Source organism: Paenibacillus sp. FSL H7-0326 (assembly GCF_001955535.1).
In the GTDB taxonomy this organism is placed as follows: domain Bacteria; phylum Bacillota; class Bacilli; order Paenibacillales; family Paenibacillaceae; genus Paenibacillus; species Paenibacillus shunpengii.
Genome location: NZ_MPVN01000001.1, coordinates 1,307,476 through 1,331,063, shown reverse-complemented (window position 1 = coordinate 1,331,063; position 23,588 = coordinate 1,307,476). Strand labels below are relative to the sequence as shown.

At 45.9% G+C, this 23,588-nt stretch carries 26 protein-coding genes; 22 read left to right on the top strand and 4 right to left on the bottom strand.

Going from position 1 to position 23,588, the window contains the following annotated elements; all coding sequences use genetic code 11:
• Window positions 1-44: 44 nt before the first annotated feature.
• Window positions 45-767: a metallophosphoesterase family protein gene (locus BK126_RS06405; protein ID WP_305954028.1), complete on the bottom strand. Its 723-nt coding sequence runs from the start codon at window positions 765-767 to the stop codon at window positions 45-47.
• 155 nt (window positions 768-922) lie between these two features.
• Between BK126_RS06405 and BK126_RS28755 the strand changes: the two genes are divergently transcribed.
• From BK126_RS28755 to BK126_RS06380, 8 genes are all read left to right on the top strand, one after another.
• A complete protein-coding gene (locus BK126_RS28755) occupies window positions 923-1,282 on the top strand; it encodes a DUF1572 family protein (protein ID WP_083655739.1) in 360 nt (119 codons plus the stop codon).
• The gene (locus BK126_RS30220) at window positions 1,279-1,455 is read left to right on the top strand and encodes a DUF1572 family protein (protein ID WP_083655738.1); all 177 of its coding nucleotides are present in this window, start codon (window positions 1,279-1,281) and stop codon (window positions 1,453-1,455) included. The genes BK126_RS28755 and BK126_RS30220 overlap by 4 nt, the downstream gene beginning before the upstream one ends.
• 91 nt (window positions 1,456-1,546) lie before the next feature.
• Window positions 1,547-1,675, top strand: coding sequence for a hypothetical protein (locus BK126_RS29750; protein WP_256702721.1), 129 nt, complete (start codon window positions 1,547-1,549; stop codon window positions 1,673-1,675).
• Window positions 1,676-1,826: 151 nt separating this feature from the next.
• Window positions 1,827-2,207: a nucleoside 2-deoxyribosyltransferase gene (locus BK126_RS06395; protein ID WP_076311792.1), complete on the top strand. Its 381-nt coding sequence runs from the start codon at window positions 1,827-1,829 to the stop codon at window positions 2,205-2,207.
• Between the two features lie 19 nt (window positions 2,208-2,226).
• Window positions 2,227-2,658: a hypothetical protein gene (locus BK126_RS06390; protein ID WP_076311791.1), complete on the top strand. Its 432-nt coding sequence runs from the start codon at window positions 2,227-2,229 to the stop codon at window positions 2,656-2,658.
• Window positions 2,659-2,817 carry a hypothetical protein gene (locus BK126_RS29330; protein ID WP_179085520.1) on the top strand — a complete coding sequence of 53 codons (159 nt, stop codon included), beginning with the start codon at window positions 2,659-2,661 and terminating at the stop codon, window positions 2,815-2,817.
• Window positions 2,818-2,988: 171 nt separating this feature from the next.
• Window positions 2,989-3,528 (top strand): hypothetical protein, encoded by a 540-nt coding sequence (locus BK126_RS06385; RefSeq protein ID WP_083655737.1) that lies wholly within the window; start codon window positions 2,989-2,991, stop codon window positions 3,526-3,528.
• Between the two features lie 118 nt (window positions 3,529-3,646).
• The gene (locus BK126_RS06380; protein ID WP_256702720.1) at window positions 3,647-3,928 is read left to right on the top strand and encodes a hypothetical protein; all 282 of its coding nucleotides are present in this window, start codon (window positions 3,647-3,649) and stop codon (window positions 3,926-3,928) included.
• A 60-nt stretch (window positions 3,929-3,988) separates the two neighbouring features.
• On the opposite strand, the gene BK126_RS06375 is transcribed toward BK126_RS06380, so the two are convergent.
• Together BK126_RS06375 and BK126_RS06370 are read right to left on the bottom strand one after the other, a co-directional pair.
• Window positions 3,989-5,221, bottom strand: a complete 1,233-nt coding sequence (locus BK126_RS06375) for an RtcB family protein (RefSeq protein WP_076311790.1) — start codon at window positions 5,219-5,221, stop codon at window positions 3,989-3,991.
• A 111-nt stretch (window positions 5,222-5,332) separates the two neighbouring features.
• Window positions 5,333-5,992 carry a pentapeptide repeat-containing protein gene (locus BK126_RS06370; RefSeq protein ID WP_076311789.1) on the bottom strand — a complete coding sequence of 220 codons (660 nt, stop codon included), beginning with the start codon at window positions 5,990-5,992 and terminating at the stop codon, window positions 5,333-5,335.
• A 171-nt stretch (window positions 5,993-6,163) separates the two neighbouring features.
• Here BK126_RS06370 and BK126_RS06365 point away from each other — a divergent pair, with 171 nt between their 5' ends.
• From BK126_RS06365 to BK126_RS06330, 8 genes are all read left to right on the top strand, one after another.
• A complete protein-coding gene (locus tag BK126_RS06365; protein ID WP_238546269.1) occupies window positions 6,164-6,667 on the top strand; it encodes a RidA family protein in 504 nt (167 codons plus the stop codon).
• A 34-nt stretch (window positions 6,668-6,701) separates the two neighbouring features.
• On the top strand, window positions 6,702-7,385 hold the full coding sequence (locus BK126_RS06360) for an HAD family hydrolase (RefSeq protein WP_076311788.1): 684 nt from the start codon (window positions 6,702-6,704) through the stop codon (window positions 7,383-7,385).
• Between the two features lie 11 nt (window positions 7,386-7,396).
• Entirely contained in the window at window positions 7,397-7,588 is a 192-nt protein-coding gene (locus BK126_RS06355; RefSeq protein ID WP_076311787.1) for a hypothetical protein, read from the top strand.
• 192 nt (window positions 7,589-7,780) lie between these two features.
• Window positions 7,781-8,329, top strand: coding sequence for a hypothetical protein (locus BK126_RS06350; RefSeq protein WP_047910109.1), 549 nt, complete (start codon window positions 7,781-7,783; stop codon window positions 8,327-8,329).
• A gap of 310 nt (window positions 8,330-8,639) precedes the next feature.
• A complete protein-coding gene (locus tag BK126_RS06345) occupies window positions 8,640-9,155 on the top strand; it encodes a DinB family protein (protein ID WP_076312569.1) in 516 nt (171 codons plus the stop codon).
• Between the two features lie 127 nt (window positions 9,156-9,282).
• The gene (locus tag BK126_RS06340; RefSeq protein ID WP_076311786.1) at window positions 9,283-9,876 is read left to right on the top strand and encodes a Type 1 glutamine amidotransferase-like domain-containing protein; all 594 of its coding nucleotides are present in this window, start codon (window positions 9,283-9,285) and stop codon (window positions 9,874-9,876) included.
• 207 nt (window positions 9,877-10,083) lie between these two features.
• Window positions 10,084-11,382 carry a GntP family permease gene (locus BK126_RS06335; protein ID WP_076311785.1) on the top strand — a complete coding sequence of 433 codons (1,299 nt, stop codon included), beginning with the start codon at window positions 10,084-10,086 and terminating at the stop codon, window positions 11,380-11,382.
• 42 nt (window positions 11,383-11,424) lie between these two features.
• Window positions 11,425-12,564: a glycerate kinase family protein gene (locus BK126_RS06330; RefSeq protein WP_076311784.1), complete on the top strand. Its 1,140-nt coding sequence runs from the start codon at window positions 11,425-11,427 to the stop codon at window positions 12,562-12,564.
• A 143-nt stretch (window positions 12,565-12,707) separates the two neighbouring features.
• On the opposite strand, the gene BK126_RS06325 is transcribed toward BK126_RS06330, so the two are convergent.
• Window positions 12,708-13,622 (bottom strand): AraC family transcriptional regulator, encoded by a 915-nt coding sequence (locus tag BK126_RS06325; protein WP_047910105.1) that lies wholly within the window; start codon window positions 13,620-13,622, stop codon window positions 12,708-12,710.
• 169 nt (window positions 13,623-13,791) lie between these two features.
• On the opposite strand from BK126_RS06325, the gene BK126_RS06320 reads away from it, so the two are divergent.
• The 6 genes from BK126_RS06320 to BK126_RS06295 all read left to right on the top strand — a co-directional run bounded on the left by BK126_RS06320 (window position 13,792) and on the right by BK126_RS06295 (window position 23,586).
• Entirely contained in the window at window positions 13,792-14,667 is an 876-nt protein-coding gene (locus BK126_RS06320) for a fumarylacetoacetate hydrolase family protein (RefSeq protein WP_076311783.1), read from the top strand.
• 21 nt (window positions 14,668-14,688) lie between these two features.
• Window positions 14,689-16,155: an alpha-ketoglutaric semialdehyde dehydrogenase GucD gene (gene gucD, locus BK126_RS06315; RefSeq protein WP_076311782.1), complete on the top strand. Its 1,467-nt coding sequence runs from the start codon at window positions 14,689-14,691 to the stop codon at window positions 16,153-16,155.
• Window positions 16,156-16,171: 16 nt separating this feature from the next.
• Entirely contained in the window at window positions 16,172-18,145 is a 1,974-nt protein-coding gene (locus BK126_RS06310) for a YjhG/YagF family D-xylonate dehydratase (protein ID WP_076311781.1), read from the top strand.
• Between the two features lie 58 nt (window positions 18,146-18,203).
• On the top strand, window positions 18,204-19,793 hold the full coding sequence (locus BK126_RS06305; protein WP_076311780.1) for a glycoside hydrolase family 43 protein: 1,590 nt from the start codon (window positions 18,204-18,206) through the stop codon (window positions 19,791-19,793).
• A 280-nt stretch (window positions 19,794-20,073) separates the two neighbouring features.
• On the top strand, window positions 20,074-22,395 hold the full coding sequence (locus BK126_RS06300) for a helix-turn-helix domain-containing protein (protein ID WP_076311779.1): 2,322 nt from the start codon (window positions 20,074-20,076) through the stop codon (window positions 22,393-22,395).
• Between the two features lie 336 nt (window positions 22,396-22,731).
• Window positions 22,732-23,586, top strand: a complete 855-nt coding sequence (locus tag BK126_RS06295) for an ABC transporter permease (RefSeq protein WP_047910252.1) — start codon at window positions 22,732-22,734, stop codon at window positions 23,584-23,586.
• Window positions 23,587-23,588 lie beyond the last annotated feature (2 nt).

The window sequence follows — 23,588 nt, the reverse complement described above, 5'->3', positions numbered from 1 at the left end:
ATTTTAGTACCCTTATACGGTAGGATTAAACAAGACAGAAGGCTTTATGTACTTGCAGGAAGCTTGGTTCCCTTGTAGACCGCGTAGGTCTTATACGTTCCGTCTTCTGCAATTTCGAGACAGTTCAGCTGTTTGCCATAGGCGCACGCACCGTCAATACCGATCTTGTCCTTCTGGAACCACACGCCTGGAGATTCATGCAGATGCACCGTCGGCGTATGACCGAATACAACCGGCTTATCGAGACTGGTGGGCTGATCGTGAAAGAGATCGCGTATCCATATAAAATCATCCTTCGGCTGCTCTCTAAAATCTGCATAGAATGGATTAATGCCTGCGTGGACGAACAAGTGGGTATCCGTTTCATAGTAATAAGGCAAGGCTTGAAGAAATTCCAAGTGATGAGGATAATGCTCCATAATATAGGCCTTTGCTTCTGCATAGGCATTTTTGTTAAAGTAATGATCTTCGAAGTAGGAAGGGCCGATGTAGCTCTCGACCGTCTGGTATCCTCCGTTTTTTAGCCAGCGATCATCCTCCTGCAGCAGCATCGCCTCCAGGAACAGCTGATCGTGGTTCCCCCTTAGTGTAACGACACCATAATCCTGATGAAGCTGTATGATTTGGTTAAGTACTTCCTTGCTGTTCGGTCCGCGATCTACATAATCGCCGAGGAGTATGAGCTTGTCCTGCTCTGGTATGTAATTTGCTGTATGCAGCAATGCGTTAAATTCATCGTAGCAGCCATGAATATCACTGATGACCAAGGTTCGAATAGCAAGCTCTCCTTTCCTGATATATCTTATTCGTGCGGCCTATGATATTGCTAAAAGAAATTATATATCAAATAGAGGAAAATGGCGTTGTTTCTTATAACTAAAGATAAATATACTCAGCTCAGGAATGGACTGCAACAGGGAGGATGCTATTATCTCTAGTAAAATTCATCGATGAGCAGGAAGGGATGATCCAAATGGATATTCATTTGTTTAAAGAAGTGCTATGTACAAAGCTCGATGATATCGAGAAAAGAACCTTGCATGTGCTTCATCAGTTGAATGATGATGAGGTGAACTATCGCTGCAATGAAGCATCCAACAGCATTGCCAACTTGGTTGTGCATATCAGCGGCAATGTGGATGAACGCGTTCGTCGAGGTATTCGGGGATCCGATGTAACGAGAGACAGAGACGCCGAATTCGATGTGTTATCCCGTACAAGAGATGAGCTTATCGAGATCACAAAGGAATCTTACCAAATAGACAAACCATTGAGCGAATGAGTGAAGAAGATTGGATGAAAACACAGGTGATTCGGAATAAGGAACGGAGTAACCTGGAAGTTCTGCTTACGTGTGCAACGCATTTTTCAGAACATTTGGGGCAGATGCTATACCTTGCCAAAATGTTTAAAGATCAGGATTTCATTACGGCTTCCATACCAAAAAGAAAGTAGAATGGAATGAATTTCGGTCCTGCCTTCGTTTATAACTCTCTTCAAACGTTTATATATCTATCAAGATGAACAATTAAGGGAGAGACTTCATATGGCAGGAAATAGAGAACACCTAACCAAACGCAAGAAGAAGATTACCGTTGGAGTTATTGTTGCTGTTCTATTGTTAGCTTCATTCATGCTCTATTATTTTGGTAACTTTACGGCTGTAGATGTTTAGGATCGAAAATATGATATAAGCTTCAGCTTGAATGCCCCCGCGTGCGAATACGGGGGTTTTTGAGCTGTGTACAATAGTGTAGAATACAATATAAAATCCAATATTTTCAATATAATCTAAAGGTTAGATATTAACGTATCAGGGGGAACTTATGAGATTCTATATTGCTTCGAGCTTTAGAAACATAGAGCATGTTCATTACACTGCTGAACAGCTTGTTTTGAGAGGGCATACACATACCTATGATTGGACCAGACATGGGAAAGCTGCTACGCATGCAGAGCTCGCTGCAATTGGAGAAGCGGAAATGGAAGGAGTCATCCGTTCCGATGTGTTCATTATGATGATGCCTGCAGGCAAGGGAAGTCATATTGAGCTGGGTATTGCCCTGGGTACAGGAAAGGAAGTATGGATATACTCAGAATCAGAACATGTCTATGAACCGGAGCAGTCCAGTACGTTCTATCATTTGCCTGAAGTCAAACGATTTGTAGGGACGATTGAGAATTTAATAGAGTCTGTATCCAAATAGGAGAGAGAGTAAAAATAAAATGAAGAAGAGGCTGCTTATTTCTGTGGGAGTGTTGTTGTTTCTTGGTATCATTTACATCACATCCAGGTCCTTCTTTCTAACGGAGCCTCCGGATCTGATTGGGCGCTTGGATGAGCAGGAGCTTCTCTTTCACAAAGGCTCGTATGTCTCGACGAGTGGGATAGCAGATGCGCCGGAACTAACAGAAATAGCCAACCAATATGAGGGATATGAAGTAGCTCCCAGCACCGACATGATTCTCTCTTTCTCTATTCAGCCTTCCGAGTATTCGGTCGCACAAGTGACAGATATGGAGCGGAGCACACTTCCTGTAAAGGATAATACGATCCGAACCCCTTCTGAGCCGGGGACCTATTTCATCGTGGTATATGGGGAGTGGCCGGCTGGGACAGGTACTTATGTCGTTAAACTTGAGGTGATCCCGAAGTAATTGGAGAGCACCAATCATATCCGGAAGGATGGTCAAGAGCGTAATCTGCTTCCTGCAAGAGAGATGGGCTGGGAGACCATTTTGGCAGATTCGAAAGGACAGTGGATTAAGACTGTCAATGAACTATTGAAGCTGAGCCAGGAATCTTCCGCTTTCTAAATGAATACGTTAGTATGTGAATTCTTGATCAGTTCATGATGTGGTTTGCCACGCTGGTGACGCTTCTGTCCGGCATTCATTATATTGTGAATAATCTGAAGTTATTGGACCTGGATTAGTGACTATAATCAATATTTTGAAGAAATAAAGTAGTTCAAAGGGGGAGTTTACTTGAATATAGAAAACGTGGGTATTGAAATGAGCGAGCTGCATGAGCGGTTTAAGGCATCTAATTTGCCACTGCGGTATACTCTTCAGGAAGCTGATCACCTATTGAAAAGTAAATATGGCGTTGTTGTTGTGAACCCATTGGAAGTATCCGACCTGAAAAAAGACCCTCTAATCCATTACAATCATATCGTAAAAATCTATCATGTGAACGACAATCAAATTCTATCATCCATCTTTACATCTCAAGAGCAAGAAATGATAAATGAAATGCAGGCAATTCATGCAACAGTCTCTTCTGAGGAGGATTCCTTGACGGGTGCAGAACGGTTGTGGAGAAAGATCAGGCAGGGAAGATTGCTTCGCATTATTATGGAAAGTGCAGATAAACAATACATTACCGGATATACACTTCAGGGGATGAGCCAGCAGCTACAGCAGGAATTATACATATTAAGGGGCCTCCAAGAAGAAGAAAGTCATTTAGGCAATGACAATTACGAGACCTACCTTAAGCTCCTTCATCAACGAGGCTATATTTAGCGTGGGTCTATGGATGAAGAACGACTTTTGAGGAAGTCAAAGGAGAGTGTTGATACTGAAAAAGTTAATATTCATTCCAGTCTTATTGTTGATTCTATCATCTCTAGCAGCCTGTGATTTGAATTCAACTCATGAACAAACACCTCTCGAAATGGTGGCCTTCAGCAGTCTTACACATGAAGAACAAGCTTTAATACCTGCCAGCCCGAAGGATTCAAGCGTTGAGAAAGTAAGAGTTAATGAGGAGAACGAGTCTTATATGAATCGTAACGTCGACCATGACCAAGTTTATGCTGTGATTTTTAATCATACCGGTACGAATACTTCGGGAGATCTCGTAGTCTATGTTGACTTGGATAAGGAAACCGTTGTTGGGAAAGGATTTACAAAGAATGAATAGATAGCCACAAAAAAAGAAGCACTCGGCCACCTGCGATTGTAACCGAGTGCTTCTTTCAAATTAATTACTCGCTTTGAAATTGTATAGCGGCTTAATAATCTCAACAATCTCTAATGCATCCACCGTATTCTCCAGAATTTCTTCGATTGGTTTGTAGGCCATTGGGGCTTCATCCAGCGTAGCGGTGCTTACGGATGAGGTCCATACGCCGCGCATGGTGTCCTTGAAATCGTTCATATGCAAAATATCCTTGGCTCTGGATCGGCTCATCAAGCGGCCTGCTCCATGGGGGGCGGAATGATTCCAATCAGGATTACCTTTGCCAATGGCGATAATAGAACCGTCTCGCATATTGATCGGTATGATGACCTTTTCACCTGCTTTGGCTGAGATCGCGCCTTTGCGGATGATTTTGTCCTCTGGATTAATATAGTTATGAATGGTTGTGAATTTCTCCAGTTGACGGTAATCCAAGTTCAAGAATTCGGCAATGGCCTTCGACATCCCTTGGCGGTTTAAGAGAGCGAACTCCTGTGCTGCGTACATGTCCGCTAAATATTCGTCAGCCCCAGCCCCTTCGAGGTACATAAGCGGCTTTGGAACCTGGTACACTTCCATGAGTGCTTTATACTTCTCAATAACGGCAGGGATCGCATCAAGATTGCCAGATTTTTTGAGCAGTCCGATCTCCTCGTTTTGCTGAAGAGTCAGGTCTTTCATGCGGTCTGTACAATAGAGCTCTGCTTTTTTCTGATGGTATTTGGCGACTTGAAGTCCAAGATTGCGGCTTCCGGAATGGATCACCAAGATTTTGTTACCTGAAGAATCCTTATTAATTTCAATAAAATGATTGCCTCCACCCAGACTTCCCACACTTCTTAGATGCTTCTCGTAAATCGTACCTGTTTTGCTTGCGAGGTTCTCGATTTTTTGCTCCAGCACGGGCTTATGAATAGGGTGGGCGACTTTTTGATGAATGGAATGACCATGAGGGACTTTATGACGTATAAAGTGATCCAGCTCTTCAAAATTGATATCGATCGGACCGAGATAAGTAACTTCCATTCCACAGCCAATATCCACACCGATGAGATTAGGGACGACGCGTCCTGCAAGCTCAGCCGTAAATCCGATTACGCAGCCCTTTCCTGCATGGGTATCTGGCATGATGCGGATCTGTACACCTTCAAAGGCCTTCTGATTACACAGCTCAAGGACTTGAGCATAAGCCTTTTCATCGATCGTATCTGTAAAAATTTTAGCCGTGTTGTATTTTCCTATTGATTCAATCATATGAATAACTCCTTTTACTTTGCAAACGCGAAAAACCATGATTGTAATAATATAACATTGATCCATATCTGACAGGGATAAAAAACCGTTTAAATTATTTTTTCTGTGAAGTTATTCCTTAATGACGAGACCAAATATTTTGGAGAACAGAAGTGCCTGTGCCGGTGCAATAATGCAGCCCTGCAAATCCTCCATGGTCACACCGAGGTTAAAAAATTCAGTTTGGCTAAGATCAATGCCTTTTAGCTTCGCACCCGTGAACTGTGTACCGTCAATCATACAGCCGATGAGCTCAATGCCGGCAAATTCGGAATGATAGAAATCCGACTTGATGAGCGAGCACTCCTGAAACGAGATGTTTTTCATGTTGGCAAAACGAAACGTTGCATAATCTCCGGCGCATTCTTGAAAAGATACATTTCGCATGGTTGCAGCGGTAAGGTCAATCCCGATAATTTTGCAATGCGTAAACTGAACTCGATGCAGGACAGAGTCGCTGAAGTTCACATTGGATAAATCACAGTTCTTGAAGACGACATCTGTTAATTCTGCATGCAGAAGAGAGGTGCTGCTAAAGGTGATGTTCTCGAATACCATCTGATCAAATGTTACTTTCTCGGCGATGACATCCATGATCTCTTCCTCCTGACACATGGCCTGGCCATATTCAGCGCGATCCAGAATGGTAGAATCTGCAAGCTTAACCAATGAGAGCTGCTTAGGAAGCTTAGGTTTGGCGATTTTTATAGGTTTGGTTTCGGAATGGGACATGATATTCCTCCGTTCATTAAATAACTCAAGATACATACACATTGATTTTCATTGTATCAGAAATAGCAGCTTCAGCTGGTGGTTGACTGGCGTATCAGCTGAAATACGGGATGAAGATTTAATTCAATCAAGTTATAATATGGGAATCCAATCGAACGAAAGAAGCAGTCAATGAAGCATCTATCTTATATCGAAGGGCTGGCGGTCTATATGTCACAACTACAAACTACGGAAGAGCGTTTACAAGATCTCGGAATCGAGCTTCCTGCGGCGAGTAATCCGGCTGCGCAATATACGAATGTTGTTATCGTCAATGGTTTGATGTTTGTTTCAGGTAAAGGTCCATCAGGCAGCCCGAAGGGGAAGCTTGGCAGTGATTTTACGACAGAAGAGGGTTATACCTTTGCCCGCGATGCGGCGATTGAGGTCCTAGCAGTTGTGAGGGATGCGCTTGGTACACTGGATCGTGTCAAGAGAGTCGTTAAAGTTCAGGGTTTCGTTAATGCTGAGCCGAGCTTTGAGGAGCATCACAAGGTATTGAACGGTTACTCCGATTTGATGTCTGACGTATTTGGGGAAAAAGGAGTTCATGCAAGGTCTGTGTTTGGAGCCGTTTCGGTGCGTGATAATCTGCCTATTATCGTTGATTCGATCTTTCAGGTAGAAGAGGAATAGGGGTTATGTACCTGTTTGAATAGGAGCGGATATAATGAAGATCAAGGCCTTCTTTCTGGATTTTTACGGAACTCTGGTCCATGAAGATGACGACATTTTGCCGGTTATTTATGAACAGATCCGGACCACCGCTGCACGTAAATGCTCGCATAAAGAAATCGGAAGCTTCTGGTGGGCAAATGCTTCAGCTATGTATGATAAGAGCTTTGGAGAATTATACCGCCTGCAAAGGGATATCGGCATTGAGTCCTTGGAGAGAACGCTTACACATTATGCTTGTCCTCTTAAGTCGAAGGATCTGATCACATCCCAGTTCGAACATTGGGTGAAACCCGTACTTTATGAGGATACCGTGCCTTTTCTAGAATGCCTGAGAAGAGAAGGGATTCGTTCTTATATTCTGTCTAATATAGACACATATGACGTCCAATCGGCTGCGTCTTATCACGGGATTGAAGTGGATGGAATCATAACGAGCGAAAGCGTAAGAGCATATAAGCCTCGGCCCGAAATGTTTTATCAGGCACTTGCGCTTAGCGGTCTGGCCGCTGATGAAGTCATCCATATTGGAGATTCGCTAAAGAGTGACATCCAGGGAGCGCAGAATGCAGGTATTGCTGCCGTGTGGTTGAATCGATTGAATAAAATGAGAAGAAATGAAGTGCAGCCAGACTATACTTGTTCAAACTTGTTAGAGGTGCGTTCTTTGTTTATTTGAAGGGAGTTAACATGGTGATTATTCTCATCATTTTGTTTATTACTTTATTGGTTGCGCTATCGAATCGTTCCCGATTAAAAGACATGGAAGCCGACATGGAGGCAATCAAACGGAAGCTTAATATTGCGGATAAAGATACACCGCCCTCGGATGAAGAGATAGAAGCGGAACTGCAAAAAATGCATGAAGAAGATCAGAAATAAACATCTAAATTATAGATTACGAAATTAATGGAAATGATTAAAAAGTTCTAAATATCTCGTTAAATGTGATGGTTTTTTGTCTAATACCTATACAAGCTTCATCTTCAGGCCTAAACATTCGAAGATTAGGTATGAGCTTGTTATAATAGAGGATAATATCACCCAAGCATATAAATGAGGGAGTTATGAACGATGAAACAACAATTACTGACAGAATCATGGAAAACAGCATATAAGATGGCGGCTTCCTTCTTTAAGTCAAATTGGTCTCTTCGTGACTATCCGATTGAAATTATAAATCAAGAAATTCAACCTGAGTCAGACTCCTACTCCAAAAAGTATCCTTGGCAAGCCAGAGTACTTAATTGGTACTGGATGCGAGGGGAAGGAGATACGAAGGAAGAGGCTTGCGCGAATCTGCAACGAAATTTTGAAGCCTATCTAGCTCGCGGTGGAGAACTTCCTAGACCGGGAAGCAAGGCGGGCATCGTATATGCAAGCGTAGACCAGATTAATGAATTGGAGCCGGAAGGCATTATTTTTTTCAAAGAGATCTTTGGCTTGGAATACTACGGCATGTTCATTTCAGATGATGCATCCTTGTTTGATTTTTGTGACTCTAAATTTGCCCTTCTCAAAAAAATCACACGCATTCAAGAGAAGTATGGAATTACGATCAGCGATGTAGAAGGATTACGCATTGTGGGAATTCTCCAGCGCATGAAGGAAGCAGGGGTTTAAATTCCCGTGTAGACCGATTGCCAGCCAGAGCAGGTTAAGTAAGAGTTGCTTCCTAACACACCTTGCAGATCATTCCCCATGGCGGGATCGGACCTTTTTTATAACCTTTCGGTCCTGCCACACATCTTAAGCTTCCCGCTCCATTCCGTTAACATTCACATTAATAACCGTTCTAATATCTAATTAGTCACAGTAATCTCGAACAATGTAATCCTACAGAATTAAGCCTTTTCTAGAAGTAGCCACAGGTAACCACATGAAGACTGCCATGAAACTCCTATCTATCAACATCCCCGAGAAAGGTGATCGTATGAAACAGTATGATTTTAACATCAAACCAGAAATGACGGGAACAGTTGGACTCCTGCATTCCATGGTGCGCTATAACTTTGAGAGATTAAAGAGACAGGTTCAGGGACTTACACAAGAAGAAATCGACTACAAGGGTAAAGAAAGGGATCAGAACAGCATTGCTGAGCTGCTCCGTCATTTGACCGTTGTCGATCTGAACTGGGTGTATCGGCTGCAGTCTATGGAGGTTCCTAAGGATTGGGTAGAGAAGCTTGGTCCTATGGTAGATGAGAAAGGCAAACTTCCAGCGGTTCATCGTGTTTCCGTAAGCACTTTAATCCAGGAATATGAGGAAATACAAGATATGCTTGAGAACGTATGTATGAACATCAAGGAGAATCAGCTAGAAGATCAGGTGCCATTTGAGAATGGAAACACAGCCTCGATCCGTTGGGGAATATGGCATGTCGCCGATCACAGCCGTCATCACTATGCCCAAATGGTAGCTATAAAAAAGCAGTTCCTTCGGAACTAATGGAGGACCTCAAAATGATGGAAGTTGAATGGAGTAATGCCTGAGCGGCAGAAATACATAGAGAAAGAGTTCTGACTTGGCAGCTGAATATAGGTCTCTTATATGACTAGATAGGGGGATTATACTAATGCCGCTATTTCTAACGGCGAGCGGACTGTATTCGAAGCACACAATGGCACAATTTCTAAGTTTGCTTCCCCAGGTGAAGACAGGTCTAACTGCTTGTATTATAACAACGGCGGATGTTCAATATAAAAATAAAAGCAAGCACGCGGTCAGAACAAAAGATTTGTTCTACGCCATTGGTTTTGCGAAGGTCGATTATGTGGATTTGGATACAGACCCTGCAAATTTATTGCTAAATTATGATGTTGTACATATTAATGGGGGGAACCCTTTATATCTGCTGGCTCGAGTTAAAGATTCCGGTGCGCATGAAATTCTGGCATTTCTGCTGTCAGAAGGTAAGCTGGTATCTGGGCAAAGTGCAGGGGCTGCGATATTCGGAAGCACTATTCAGCATGCCGATATTCTTCATCCTGAATGGAACGAGACCCTGTTGACCGAATTTAGTGGACTCGGTGTGCTTCGAGCGGCAATTCTGCCTCATAGCAACCGATATCGTACAGCTTCCTATGAGACTGTCGTGAAGAAGGCGATGGAAGAGATTCCGGATCCTATTCTTTTTCTAGGTGACGGAGAATATATCATTCTTCCCTAAGTAGATAATTATCTACTTATAAGGGAATGATCAGAACGGAGCGCAGTGCTCCGTTTTTTAATTGGAAGAAAAATGAAGCTGTGGTTGTGCATTTGCACAATAAAAATCGTCCGTTTATCAATATCTCTTAACTTCAATTCATCTTATACTGAAAGCGTATTCAACAAGAAAGCGAATTCATAAATAAACATAAGGGGGCATACAAAGATGGACGGATTAACCATCAGTTGGATCGGGGCGCTCGTCGGACTTGCCATTGCGATCATCCTCATCTTGAGAAAGCTAAATCCGGTGTATGCATTATTTCTGGGAGCCATAATTGGGTCATTGATTGGTGGAGCCAATCTGCAAGAAACGATTGATGTGCTTGTTGGTGGAACACAAAGTGTTATGGGTACGGTTCTCCGGGTACTCGCCGCAGGTGTACTGGCTGGCGTGATGATGGAGTCCGGTGCTGCCGAAACAATCGCGCAGGCGATCGTGAGAAAATTTGGCGGCGGCAAGGCGATTCTCGCACTTGCACTTGCCACAATGATTATTACAGCCGTAGGTGTATTTATTCCAGTCGCAGTACTGATCGTTGCACCCATTGCCTTGTCAGTGGGTAACAAAATGGGCATTTCGAAGATTGCACTCTTGCTTGCGCTCTCAGGAGGGGGTAAAGCAGGGAATATCATTTCTCCTAATCCGAATACGATTGCAGCAGCAAACGGATTTAATTTAGATTTGAGTCAAGTCATGATCGCAGGGTTCATTCCTGCTCTGTTTGGACTAGCTGTAACCGTTATCGTAGCGTCCTTGCTGAAGAATAAAGGAGCAATGGTGTCGGCTGAAGAAGCGGTAAATGATGAAGAAGTGGATGCTTCCAAATATCCACCTCTCAAAACGGCCATTGTGGCACCGCTCGTAGCTGTCATCCTGCTGATGATTAACCCGATCGGTTCCATCTTGGGCATCGATTTGCTTGCTAGCTTTAAAGTAGACGCTATGTTTATCCTGCCGATCGCAGGGATCATCGGGATGCTGGCGATGGGAAAAGCAAACAAAATTCTGGACTACTCCGCATCCGGGCTTAATAAAATGACCGCAACCGTTCTTATCCTGCTGGGTGCAGGTGGTATTGCAGGACTAATCTCGAATTCGGATCTATCCACACAGGTCGTAAGTATTATCGAAGCTTCCGGTATTTCCGGTACCTTCCTTGCACCGATTGCAGGTATTTTGATGGCAGCCGCAACCGCTTCAACTTCAACAGGTGTTATTCTGGCAACCGGATCATTCGGTGAAGCGATCCTGAATATGGGTACAGCACCTCTCGCAGCGGCAGCAATGGTCCACACAGGTGCTACTGTTATTGACTCCCTGCCACAAGGTAACTATTTCCATGTTACGGCAGGAAGTATGAACATGTCGATTAAGCAGCGTATGGGACTTGTGCCATATGAAGCGATTGTCGGTGGAACGATGACGATTGTAGCTACATTGCTCTACGGATTTTTCTTATAAGGTGAAGTGAATATTATTAAATGAATTTATGAGGTGAGAGGGATGAAACAACCAACATTTTTGCTTGCACCCGATTCTTTCAAAGAAAGCATGACGGCAAAGGAAGTCTGTGTAGCAATGGAGGCAGGTTTGCGTAAAGCATTTCCAGAAGCGACTTATGTACATGTTCCTATGGCAGACGGTGGCGAAGGAACGGTTCAATCTCTCGTTGATGCAACAGGGGGTAAAATTGTTGAAAAAGAGGTGCTAGGCCCGCTTGGCCAGGCTGTTACTGCCAAATACGGAATCATGGGGGATGGTGTGACCGCTGCGATTGAGATGGCTTCTGCGAGTGGGATCCATCTTGTGACCAAGGAAACAAAGAATCCTCTGATTACAACGACCTATGGAACAGGTGAACTGATTAAGGAATGTCTGGATCAAGGCATCAAGAAGATCATTATTGGTATTGGCGGCAGTGCAACCAATGATGGCGGTGCAGGTATGGCAGAGGCACTTGGTGTGAAGTTTCTGGATACGGAGGGGCACACACTGCCGCGCGGCGGAGGAAGTCTTGGTGAGCTTGCCAAGATCGATATAAGTGAGCTTGATGCCCGCCTTGCAGATGTAGAGATCATCGTGGCTTGTGATGTGACAAATCCACTGTGTGGAGAAACGGGAGCCTCTCATGTCTTTGGACCGCAAAAAGGAGCAACACCTGAAATGGTACTCACACTCGATGCGAATCTTGCGAATTATGCAGCTGTGGTCAAAGAACAGCTCGGCAAAGATATTCGTGATATCCCTGGTGCAGGAGCAGCAGGCGGTCTTGGAGCAGGATTGCTTATCTTTACCCAGGCAACCCTGCAGCGTGGCATCGATATCGTGATTGAGTACACGGGGCTTCGCAGCAAGCTGGCATTGGCGGATTACTGTTTCACCGGAGAAGGCGGTATGGACTTCCAGACCAAATTTGGCAAGACACCATATGGTGTTGCGAAGGCGGCCAAGCTGGAAGGTAAGAAAGTGATTGCACTGGCAGGGTATATCGGCGAAGGTGTTGAGGTGTTGTACGAAGAAGGAATTGACGCAATCTTTGGCATCGTGCCAGGCGCTTCAGACATTGAGAAGCTGTTAGCTGAAGGACCTCAAAATGTGAAGAGAACCTGTGAGAACATTGGTCGGATCTTGAAGCTGGCTTGAGCAATAATCCTGATTGACAAGCAGGATAAGGGCAGGGACTAGAGCAAGAGAATATGAGGCAATGGGCTGCACAGATTCGAACTCTGTTATGAAATAAGCAGCTGCCGTAACCCGGCAGCTGCTTATTTCTGTGGAAAGGTTCTTCAATCACCGAAATGCTCCTCTGCAGCAATTCGCTGGGAATGGATACGAAACTCGCTTGGCGTAATGCCTGTCCATCGCTTGAACTGACGGCTGAAATGCGCGTTGGTCTTGTATCCAAGCATCATCGCAATATGGTCAATATTCAAGTCTGTTTGTTTTAACAGCCGCTGAGCTTCGTTCAGAAGTGTTTCTGACAGAAACCTGCGCGGGGCTGTACCGTATACCTCCCGAAAGATCCGGTTGATCTGTGAAGGGCTAATCTTCAGCGACTTGGCGATGTCTTGGATCCAGGTTCGTTCGCTTTCCCGAACGTCACCATGAAGGTGGATATATCTTACGGAGTCCTCAATGTGCTCGGCAATTTGGTGGGCAATGGTCTCTTTTCTGGATAAGGTAACGGATACATTCTGGGATAACTGGCCAACCAGGGAGCCGAGCAGTTCGAATACGGCGGCATGAACCTTCATCTGTTTGGAGGAAGACAACGGCATGGATAAGTGCTCTCTGGCCAGATCATACAAGGTACACAGTGAAGAGGACAATCCTAAAGTGAGGCTCGAATTTGCCGGATAATAAATGTCCTTGCAGCGGTTGAGTTCTCTGCAGAAAGAGGTATCGTGTACGCTGAAATGAACGGAGAAGTATGTGAAACCCTGCGGTCCGGCACCAGTGCAGGAGTGAGTCATACCTGGACGGATAAACAGAAGGTCTCCAATGGATTGACTGTACGACTGACCGTTGACCACCATGTTCATCTCACCGTCGAGCATCCAGTGAATTTCATACATGGAATGCTCATGAGACGGATACGTCCATTTGGAATCTACTTGTCTTGCATGCAGTCCCAACAATTGAAAAGACATGCGAACATCAGGCAGACGGCCTAAATATACGGCTTCTGAAATTTTGGTCACAGCTACCTCCTTGTAATGCTCTGTATTCCAAATGCGGATAGATTTATCTTAACAGAAAAATAATGCGTGAAAAGGATAAGTTGCCGGAGTGATTAGTATATCGTCATGAATCATCTCTGGTGTTAAGGTAGTGTTATCAACCCGGTAGGGAGATTGGGGGCAAGCTGTAATGAGAATTATTCGATTTTTGGATGGACAACAGAAGTGGTTGGCAGCCGTTACGGATGATGAAAAAGCGTATCGTTTGCCGCAAGCAGATTTTATGACTTTAATTTATCAGGCAAAGGAGAAAGATGTTACTCCGGTTCAATTGATTGAAAGCGCTCTTATACCGTTGAACAAGCTGACCGATGATTGGACTTCTCTGCACCTGACCACACCAGTGGAAGCTCCGGAAGTGTGGGCAGCGGGTGTTACTTATCAGCGGAGCCGGGAAGCGCGGAATTATGAAGCTACAGATGGAAAGTTGGATGCGGAAACTTTTTACGATAAGGTCTATGACGCAGAGAGACCGGAGATTTTTTTTAAATCCACAGCAGCCAGGACTATTGGACCGAATGAGGCTGTCACGCTACGCAGCGATTCTACTTGGCAGATCCCGGAGCCTGAGCTTGGATTGGTGCTTGCCGCAGATGGCAGCATTGTGGGATACATCGCCGGAAATGACATGAGCTGCCGCGATATCGAGGGGGAAAACCCGTTGTATCTGCCACAAGCCAAAATATGGCGCAATTCCTGTTCCATAGGTCCTGCTATTCGACTGGCAGAAACGGTCAAGAATCCATATGAATTCAGCATCGTCTGCCAGATCTATCGCGATGAAGTAGTGGTTGTTAAAAGTGAAGCGAGTACGAGTGAATTAAACCGTAAGCTGGATGAACTGGTTTCCTTTTTGGCAAGGGATAACGATTTGTATGACGGTACGGTACTTTTGACAGGCACTAACATCGTGCCTCCGAATGATTTCACCCTTGAACCAGGAGACCGCATTGAAATATCCATAAGTGATATCGGGACACTAATCAATCCTGTCATTTCAAACTAGTTTAGAAGGAGGGTGAATGCGATGAGCGCATTTCAGTTAGAGCAGACCTATAACAATTTTATTAACGGGGAATGGGTGAAACCAACATCCGGAATGACGGAACCGAGCATTAATCCGGCGAATCGAAAAGAAATTGTGGGTTATGTGCCCGCCTCGGGTGTAGAGGACCTGAACAATGCAGTCACATCCGCAAAAGAAGCAGCAAAGGCCTGGCGGAACTTAACGGGTGCGGAACGGGGAAATTATCTTTTCCAAGCCGCAAATGTGCTGGAACGCCGGGCTGACGAGGTGGCGGAAGCCATGACCAGAGAAATGGGGAAAACATTCCCGGAAGCCAAAGGAGAAACGATGCGCGGCGTCGCCATTTTGAGATATTACGCAGGGGAAGGCATGCGCAAAACGGGTGATGTGATTCCCTCGACGGATAGAGAAGCACTAATGTTCACGACCCGTGTGCCGCTTGGCGTAGTAGGTGTAATTGCACCTTGGAACTTTCCGGTGGCTATTCCCATCTGGAAAACAGCACCGGCATTGATCTATGGCAACACCGTTGTATTGAAGCCAGCTCAGGAAACGGCGGTTACAGCAGCCAAGGTTTTGGAATGTTTTGAGGAAGCCGGCATCCCAGCTGGTGTTCTCAATCTCGTGAGCGGAAAAGGCTCGGTAATCGGCTCTGCACTTGCTGAGCACCCCGATGTAAATGGAATAACGTTTACAGGGTCCAATGAAGTTGGGAAGCGGGTCGGTGCCGCTGCACTTGCTCGCGGAGCCAAGTATCAGCTTGAGATGGGTGGCAAAAACCCGATTATCATCGCGGCAGACGCTGATTTGGATTTGGCTGTTGAGGCCACCATCAGCGGCGGCTTGAAATCAACCGGCCAAAAATGCACAGCCACTAGTAAGGTCATTATTGAACGAAAAGTATACGATGCCTTTAAAGAAAAACTTCTGTCACAAATCCAGGAAATCCGTTTGGGGGACGGCATGTCTTCAGGAAGCTGGATGGGGCCATGTGCTAGTGAAGGTCAGCTTAATACCGTGCTTGGTTACATTCAAAAAGGGCAGGATGAAGGTGCCGTTCTGCTCGCTGGAGGAAAAAGACCGGACAATCCTGAGCTCGCAGAAGGATTTTATGTACAGCCGACGGTATTTGAAGGTGTCGAACCGCACATGTCCATTGCCCGGGAAGAAATATTCGGACCGGTCCTGGCCTTGATTCCGGTGGATTCCTTGGAAGAGGCCATCGCGCTCGCAAATGACAGCGATTATGGTTTGAGTGCTTCAATCTATACACAAAACGTCGGGGCCATGCTCTCCTTCATCCGGGATATGGATGCCGGACTCGTAAGAATTAATGCGGAAACTGCTGGCGTAGAACTGCAGGCACCGTTCGGTGGAATGAAGATGTCAAGCTCGCATTCCAGAGAACAGGGGCAAGCGGCAATCGAGTTTTTTACGGCGATCAAAACAGTCTTTGTGAAGTCATAAACTGTGGGAGGCTACCATGTACGAACAGATTGTGTCGATTATGGGGGAAAAGGAGTCAAGCAGCTATGATATTATAGCGCATGCTCCAGGCGCAACAGGACGTCTGCCTTTAACCGATGATTTGCTGCGGAACGCTCCAAGCGGCGACTTGTTCGGCATGTCTCAGAATGTCGGAATGGGCTGGAAGCCTGGAGAATTGAACGGAAAACAGTTTCTAATCTTAAGTACACAGGGCGGTATCCGTAATGAAGATGGTAGTCCCGCAGCTCTTGGCTACCATACAGGACACTGGGAAGTCGGTTTACTGATGAAAGCTGCCGCAGAAGAAATATCAAGCCACGGAGGAATCCCGTTTGCTGGCTATGTCAGCGACCCATGCGACGGAAGGTCTCAAGGAACAACCGGCATGTTCGACTCACTGCCATACCGAAACGATGCCGCGATGGTATTCCGCAGATTGATTCGATCCCTGCCCACGCGAAAAGGCGTGCTCGGTGTTGCAACTTGTGATAAAGGGCTGCCTGCCATGATGCTTGCACTTGCAGGTATGCCGCAGCTGCCCGGAGTTATTGTTCCCGGCGGCGTTACGCTTCCGCCTACCGATGGGGAGGATGCAGGTAAAATTCAAACCATTGGTGCAAGGTACGCGAATGGAGAGCTCTCTCTTGAAATGGCATCGGAGCTGGGATGCCGGGCATGCGCTACACCCGGCGGCGGCTGTCAGTTTCTGGGGACCGCGGCAACTGCCCAGGTGGTAGCAGAGGCATTGGGCATGACGGTGCCGCATGCCGCTCTGGCACCTTCAGGGCAGCCGATCTGGTTCGAGATGGCGCGCCAATCTTCGCGTGCACTGATCAACATGGAGTCCCAAGGGATCAAGATGGCAGACATTGTTACAGATGCGTCAATTCGCAATGCCATGGCCGTTCATGCCGCGTTCGGCGGATCTACTAACCTGCTTCTTCACATCCCGGCTGCTGCCCATGCAGCGGGTTTAACTGTGCCAACGGTACAGGACTGGATACAGGTGAACAAGAACGTTCCAAGACTGGTTAGTGCTCTGCCGAACGGACCGATCTTTCATCCGACCATACGGGTTTTTCAGGCCGGAGGTGTTCCTGAGGTTATGCTTCACCTTAGACAGCTTGGTCTGCTGGATGAATCTGTACTTACAGTAACAGGTGCATCACTGGATGAAGTGCTGGATTGGTGGGAATCGTCGGAACGTCGTCATCTCATACGCAAGCAATTGGAAGAGAAAGACGGCATTGATCCGGACAGTGTGATCATGAGCAGAGAGCACTCGCAGCGTCTTGGGATTTCTTCGACGGTGACCTTTCCAACCGGAAATATCGCGCCAGAAGGCTCTGTCATCAAATCCACATCCATTGATCCTGATGTGCTGGATGAGCATGGCGTGTACCGGCATCGTGGACGGGCAAAGGTATTTACAACTGAACGCGAGGCAATCCGTGCCATTAAGACTGGCGGGGTTCTGGCTGGCGACGTTGTTGTACTGCTCGGTCGTGGACCTTCAGGAACCGGGATGGAGGAAACGTATCAGCTTACCTCTGCGCTCAAGCATTTGTCTTTTGGGAAGTATGTTTCCCTCATCACTGATGCTCGCTTCTCGGGGGTTTCAACCGGAGCATGTATCGGCCATGTTGGGCCCGAAGCGCTGGCAGGAGGGCCCATAGGCAAACTCCGGAACGGCGACTTGATTGACATCGTTGTGGATCGGGGCAAGCTGGAGGGCAGCGTGAACTTCATTGGAGAAGGAGATACGGAGTTTTCGCCAGAAGAAGGAGCTTTCATTCTGGCTCTAAGGACCTTTCATCCAGATATGCGTCCTGATGAAAACTTGCCGGATGATACCAGGCTTTGGGCTGCGCTGCAAGCTGTCAGCGGCGGAACATGGAGAGGGAATATATATGATGTAGACCGGATCATAACTGCCCTGGAAGCCGGCAAAAAAGCGCTGGCATGGTGACGCATTTTTATCATTTGTTGTATCTGCCATTATTTGAATACCGGAGGTTGCTTCTATAATGAATATGATTACCAACCCCATTCTTCCCGGTTTCCATCCCGATCCGTCCATATGCAGGGCGGGGGAAGATTATTATATCGCCACTTCCACCTTCGAATGGTTCCCGGGTGTACGTATTCACCATTCCCGGGACCTGATTCATTGGCGGCCGATAACTTCTCCGCTGACCCGTAGCACTCAGCTGAACATGGAAGGGAACATTAATTCCGGAGGGGTATGGGCGCCATGCCTTAGCTACGACAACGGCGTATTTTACCTGATCTACACAGATGTCAAAAGTCGTGTAGGGGCTTTCAAAGATACTCACAATTACCTTGTGACCGCAACAGATATCGAAGGGCCATGGTCCGAACCGGTATTTCTGAACAGCAGCGGCTTCGATCCTTCCTTGTTTCACGATGAAGATGGTCGCAAGTGGCTGGTTAACATGATCTGGGATCACCGGAAGGGCAAAAATCGGTTTGCAGGCGTCGTGCTGCAGGAATATTCTGTTCAGGAGCAAAAACTGATCGGACCTGCCATTAACATTTTTAAGGGAACAGAACTGGGGCTGACAGAAGCGCCTCATCTATATAAATACCAAGACTATTATTACTTGATTACGGCTGAAGGCGGTACGGGTTATGAACATGCCGTTACGGTAGCCCGCTCTCGTTCCCTGCAAGGTCCTTATGAAGTTGATCCGGGGAATCCAATTCTTACATCATACGGCAGGCCGGAGTTGACTCTGCAGAAGGCTGGTCACGGCAGTCTTGTCGAAACTCACATGGGTGAATGGTATATGGCTCATCTGGTCGGAAGGCCAGTTCAGGAGAAATTTTGCATCCTTGGACGTGAGACTGCTCTTCAACCGTGTACGTGGAGCGATGAAGGCTGGCTGAAGCTGTCTAACGGTGGTCGGCATCCGGAGGTTTCGGTGCCTGCACCGAAAATCTCGTCAGTTCCATTTGAACCGGTCCCGGAAATGGATCATTTCGATCAATCAGAGCTACGTAACGATTGGAATACCCTTCGTATACCACCCGATTCATCTTGGCTCAGCCTGACGGAACGACCCGGTTACTTGCGCTTGCGCGGGATGGAATCCATGAGCTCGACACACAGACAAAGCATGGTCGCCCGGAGGCTTCAGGATTTCAGATGTGAAGTTGAAACCTGCCTGGAATTTGCGCCGGACCATCCGCAGCAAATGGCAGGACTGATTCTGTACTACGATACCAAAGACTACCTCTATCTACGGGTCACCTATCATGAAGAGAAGGGAATGTGCTTGGGAATTCTTCAGTCGAGATACGGAATATACGACGAACTGTTGGAGGATATTCCACTAAAATCCGAGAATCGAATTCGGTTGAAGGTTGTGTATGAGTATGACCGTGCCTGCTTTTACTTTGCATGCGATGATGACTCATCCTGGTATCCAGCAGGTGGATGGCTGGATGTCACACATCTGTCCGATGAATCTCCGGAATACATCCGATTTACAGGAACTTACATTGGTCTCTGTGTGCAGGATCTTGGCGGTACCCGTAAACACGCTGATTTTGATTACTTTTTGTATAAAATAACTAACATCGAAAAGACATAAAAGGATAGGTTCAATTCTGAAGTCCGTAAGCAAGAAACTTAATTTTCGTATATGGAGAAAAGGGACGAAGCAGTGTTCTAAGCTGTTTCGTCCTTTTTGAGCGCTTTATTTCTTGTTTTCCTTGTCATACAGTGCACTCATTCAGATAATGATTTCGGTCTTGGGTCGAAATTTATGGATTTGTACCCAAAAGCAGAAGTTGTACCTTCACCTTGTGCAAATGATAGGTGTATCATTAACAAAACAGTTTTGTAAACGCTTACGAAAGAAGGGGGTACATATGCAGCGCTTATGGTCCAAATTCTCGCCTTTGTTTCGCAGATTCATGATTTCGTATCTTATTGTTCTCATGATTCCTCAAATTGCCGGATATGCCTCCTACAGAACATCCATTGAAGCAGCGAGGACCAGCTCGATTGAGAACAGCCTCAAATCGCTCAACCTGAGCAAGGAAATTATCGAACGAAATCTGATGCTGGTTGAGGATTTCACGAGACAACTGGCCATTAATCAGGATTTAAACCGTCTAATAGCTGATCCCAAGCCGCCTGACGTTAATAATGTCTATGGTTTGAGCCGCATGCAGCGCAGCCTGTCCATGTACAGCAGTACGAATGATTATTTGTCTCGTTTTTTCATCTATATCCCCAACTATAATGTCATTATTACGCCTACGACGGTTTACTACCGACCTGAGCATTATTTTGCTGCCAACCGCCTGGAAGGCATCACGTTTGCAGAGTGGAAAGAGAATGTATTAAAAAAGCCGCATTTAAACGAAATCATTCCCCTACAAATTTATAAGAAGGAGATTCTCAGTGGTGTGTTTGAGGACGCTCCAGCTATCACGTTTCTTCAGTCGATTCCTTTAAACAGCTTCAACAAGCCGCAGGCTACCATTGGCGTCATGATTGATGAGAATCAGATGGCGAGTTTGACTCAACATATTGTGGAGCAATATGGGGGGTGGACATTGGTGACAGATTCGAATGGGGATATTATTTTTTCGCGTGGTATAGATGAAGCAGAGGCTGAAAAATTGAAAGGTATGCCTGCTAACAAGAACGATGAAGTGATGCCAATGGACGACGGACGGCTACTCATTTCCATTCACTCCAATCAAAACGGCTGGAATTACATGGCTGGCATCCCCGAAGGTGCGCTTATGGTCAAGGCCGATCAGATCAAGCGGGTTACCTTAACCTTTACGCTAGCAACACTTGGTATTGGATTATTGATTGGGCTAATGCTGGCTTACCGACACAGCGCACCGATTCATCGGCTTCTGTCGGTGTTCCGGGAACAGGATATAGGGCTGCCCGGAAAGACAAGCAACGAATATGATTTTTTGGCAAGCAATATCACTAGCTTAATTACCAATAACCATGTACTTAAGAATGCATTAAATGAACAGATTCCCATGTTACGGGATGGATTTATCAAACGTCTGCTGACAGGTGAGTTTTACACCATCCCCGAGTTGGAGGCGCTCTCTTCCCAGACCGATATACCTCTTCATACGAGCCGAGGGGTTGTAGGGATTGTGAAGGTAGACGGTTATGGAAGTCCCGATAGCGAAGAAATTATTCAAGAACTAAGCGTCGCGAGGCTTATCGTGCGTGAAGCTTTGACGACATGGAATTCAGAGATCTTGATAACAGACTGGGGTACAGATCAGATTGCTTTTATACAACCGCTTAGTGTTGAACCCTCGGATTTAGCCATGCACACAACGGTTTCCGAACTGAGCAAACAGATGGATGCAGTTTACCGGGAATACCGGGTAGCGACCACTGTTGGAATGGGTGCTTCTTATGAGGTGTGGAATGATGTTGGCCGTTCGTTTAACGAGGCAAGGCAAGCATTGGAATATGCCATTCATATGGGAACAGAGCATCTGGTGAGATTCGAGGACACCGTCAAGGAAACCGAATTGTATTACTATCCGATGGAGTCCGAACAGCGTCTGCTCAATACGCTGAAGGCGGGTGAAATGGAAGAATCGGATCGGGTTCTGGATCAGTTGTTCCACCGTAATTTTACCGAGCGGGAGCTGTCTTATGACATGACACAGCAGTTCGTTGTGGAATTGAAGGGAACATTTCTGAAGCTGGAACCGAAGATCATGCTGGACGAAGCGCTTGTCGATGAGTTTAAGAATCGGATTGCGGCTATTCAGGCAACGGACAGTGTTACCGTACTCCGGGACAAGTTTCATCAACTGGCGAAAGACGTCTGCCTGGACATACAACGCAAAAAATCCAATATGCATGCTGAAATTATCAACGAAACGATGGCTTACATTCAGGAACGCTATGCCGATGCTACCTTAACAGTGTATCGCATTGCGGAACAAATGGGGAAACCGGAAAAATATATCTCGCAGTTATTCAAGGAGTATACCGGTGAGAACCTTTCCGATTATGTGGAGAAGGTACGAATTAACAAAGCAGCTGAACTGCTGTGTGAGACTGAGCGGACAATCGATGAGATTGCTATGACCACCGGATACAACAGCGCACATTCATTCCGGAGAGCCTTCAAGCGAGTCCGTGGGGTTTTGCCTAGTTCATTCCGGCAAATGGAGAACGAATTGAAATGAAGCTGGCACCATTATGAATATCAATCCAAGAAAAAACATTAAAAAAATTCTTGCGAAAATAAAGCCATATCAGGCTTCTCGGCCTTCTTGTCCTTGAATCGTACCTCATCGAGTAAAGTGTACCTTTACGTGAATAAGGGAACCCTCTTATGATTACAAACAAGAAAGCGCTACCAAAATAAAGAGGGCCTTATTCATAATAGGTTACCTTCTGGGGGGATGACTCTGAGAACCACTATTTCGAATGGCAGAACAGTAGTAAAACAAGGCAGGCGGTCCGCATTGAAACTTGCCTTGTCCAGAAGCTGGAGGAGGCACTGGCAGCTCTACCTGTTGATCATTCCTCCCGTCGCTTACTTCATTATTTTCAAGTATGTGCCTATGGTTAATGCAGTGCTCGCTTTCAAGGATTACAACGTGATTAAGGGGATCTGGGGAAGTCCATGGGTAGGCACCAAATATTTTGAGTTGCTTTTTCAAAACCCTGCGTTCGTTACCCTGATCAAAAACACACTGTATATTTCGTTTTACAGTTTGGTCGTGGGTTTTCCAGTCCCGATACTGCTGGCACTGGCGTTGAACGAAGTCAAGAATGCCAAATTCAAAAAAACGGTACAGATGGTTACTTATGCACCTTACTTTATTTCAACGGTTGTCATGGTATCCATTATCATGCTGTTCCTATCCCCGAGACTCGGCATTGTGAATACGATTGCAGGGATGCTTGGTTTCGAAGCGGTCAATTTTCTTGGAGAGCCTGGGCTGTTCCGTTCCATCTATGTATTTTCTGATGTCTGGCAGAGCATGGGTTATTCCGCAGTCATCTATTTGGCAGCACTCGCAGGTATTGATCCTTCGTTGTACGAGGCAGCCAAGGTTGATGGTGCTAACCGGTTTCAGAAAATGGTGAACATCGATCTGCCTGGTCTGCTGCCAGCGGCAGTCATTATCCTGATTCTGAGCGTTGGTAATATCATGGCCGTCGGATTCGAAAAAATTTATTTGCTGCAAAATCCGTTGAACTTATCTGCTTCCGAGATTATCTCCACCTATGTGTACAAAATGGGTTTACTGAATGCCAATTACAGCTTTGCTACCGCAGTTGGACTCTTTAATTCGCTTATTAACCTGATTCTGTTGTTAACGGTCAATGCTGCCGCCAAGCGTTTGTCCAATACAAGCTTATGGTAATG

Excerpts from the sequence above, each read along its gene's own strand:
- BK126_RS06340 (WP_076311786.1), top strand. The coding sequence starts at position 9,283 with ATGCCGCTATTTCTAACGGCGAGCGGACTGTATTCGAAGCACACAATG.
- BK126_RS06375 (WP_076311790.1), bottom strand. The coding sequence starts at position 5,221 with ATGATTGAATCAATAGGAAAATACAACACGGCTAAAATTTTTACAGAT.
- BK126_RS06390 (WP_076311791.1), top strand. The coding sequence starts at position 2,227 with ATGAAGAAGAGGCTGCTTATTTCTGTGGGAGTGTTGTTGTTTCTTGGT.
- BK126_RS06305 (WP_076311780.1), top strand. The coding sequence starts at position 18,204 with ATGAATATGATTACCAACCCCATTCTTCCCGGTTTCCATCCCGATCCG.
- BK126_RS06310 (WP_076311781.1), top strand. The coding sequence starts at position 16,172 with ATGTACGAACAGATTGTGTCGATTATGGGGGAAAAGGAGTCAAGCAGC.
- BK126_RS06345 (WP_076312569.1), top strand. The coding sequence starts at position 8,640 with ATGAAACAGTATGATTTTAACATCAAACCAGAAATGACGGGAACAGTT.
- BK126_RS30220 (WP_083655738.1), top strand. The coding sequence starts at position 1,279 with ATGAGTGAAGAAGATTGGATGAAAACACAGGTGATTCGGAATAAGGAA.
- BK126_RS06300 (WP_076311779.1), top strand. The coding sequence starts at position 20,074 with ATGCAGCGCTTATGGTCCAAATTCTCGCCTTTGTTTCGCAGATTCATG.
- BK126_RS06335 (WP_076311785.1), top strand. The coding sequence starts at position 10,084 with ATGGACGGATTAACCATCAGTTGGATCGGGGCGCTCGTCGGACTTGCC.
- BK126_RS06395 (WP_076311792.1), top strand. The coding sequence starts at position 1,827 with ATGAGATTCTATATTGCTTCGAGCTTTAGAAACATAGAGCATGTTCAT.
- BK126_RS06350 (WP_047910109.1), top strand. The coding sequence starts at position 7,781 with ATGAAACAACAATTACTGACAGAATCATGGAAAACAGCATATAAGATG.
- BK126_RS06355 (WP_076311787.1), top strand. The coding sequence starts at position 7,397 with ATGGTGATTATTCTCATCATTTTGTTTATTACTTTATTGGTTGCGCTA.
- BK126_RS06320 (WP_076311783.1), top strand. The coding sequence starts at position 13,792 with ATGAGAATTATTCGATTTTTGGATGGACAACAGAAGTGGTTGGCAGCC.
- gucD (WP_076311782.1), top strand. The coding sequence starts at position 14,689 with ATGAGCGCATTTCAGTTAGAGCAGACCTATAACAATTTTATTAACGGG.
- BK126_RS28755 (WP_083655739.1), top strand. The coding sequence starts at position 923 with ATGCTATTATCTCTAGTAAAATTCATCGATGAGCAGGAAGGGATGATC.
- BK126_RS06365 (WP_238546269.1), top strand. The coding sequence starts at position 6,164 with ATGAAGCATCTATCTTATATCGAAGGGCTGGCGGTCTATATGTCACAA.
- BK126_RS06370 (WP_076311789.1), bottom strand. The coding sequence starts at position 5,992 with ATGTCCCATTCCGAAACCAAACCTATAAAAATCGCCAAACCTAAGCTT.
- BK126_RS29750 (WP_256702721.1), top strand. The coding sequence starts at position 1,547 with ATGGCAGGAAATAGAGAACACCTAACCAAACGCAAGAAGAAGATTACC.
- BK126_RS06330 (WP_076311784.1), top strand. The coding sequence starts at position 11,425 with ATGAAACAACCAACATTTTTGCTTGCACCCGATTCTTTCAAAGAAAGC.
- BK126_RS06360 (WP_076311788.1), top strand. The coding sequence starts at position 6,702 with ATGAAGATCAAGGCCTTCTTTCTGGATTTTTACGGAACTCTGGTCCAT.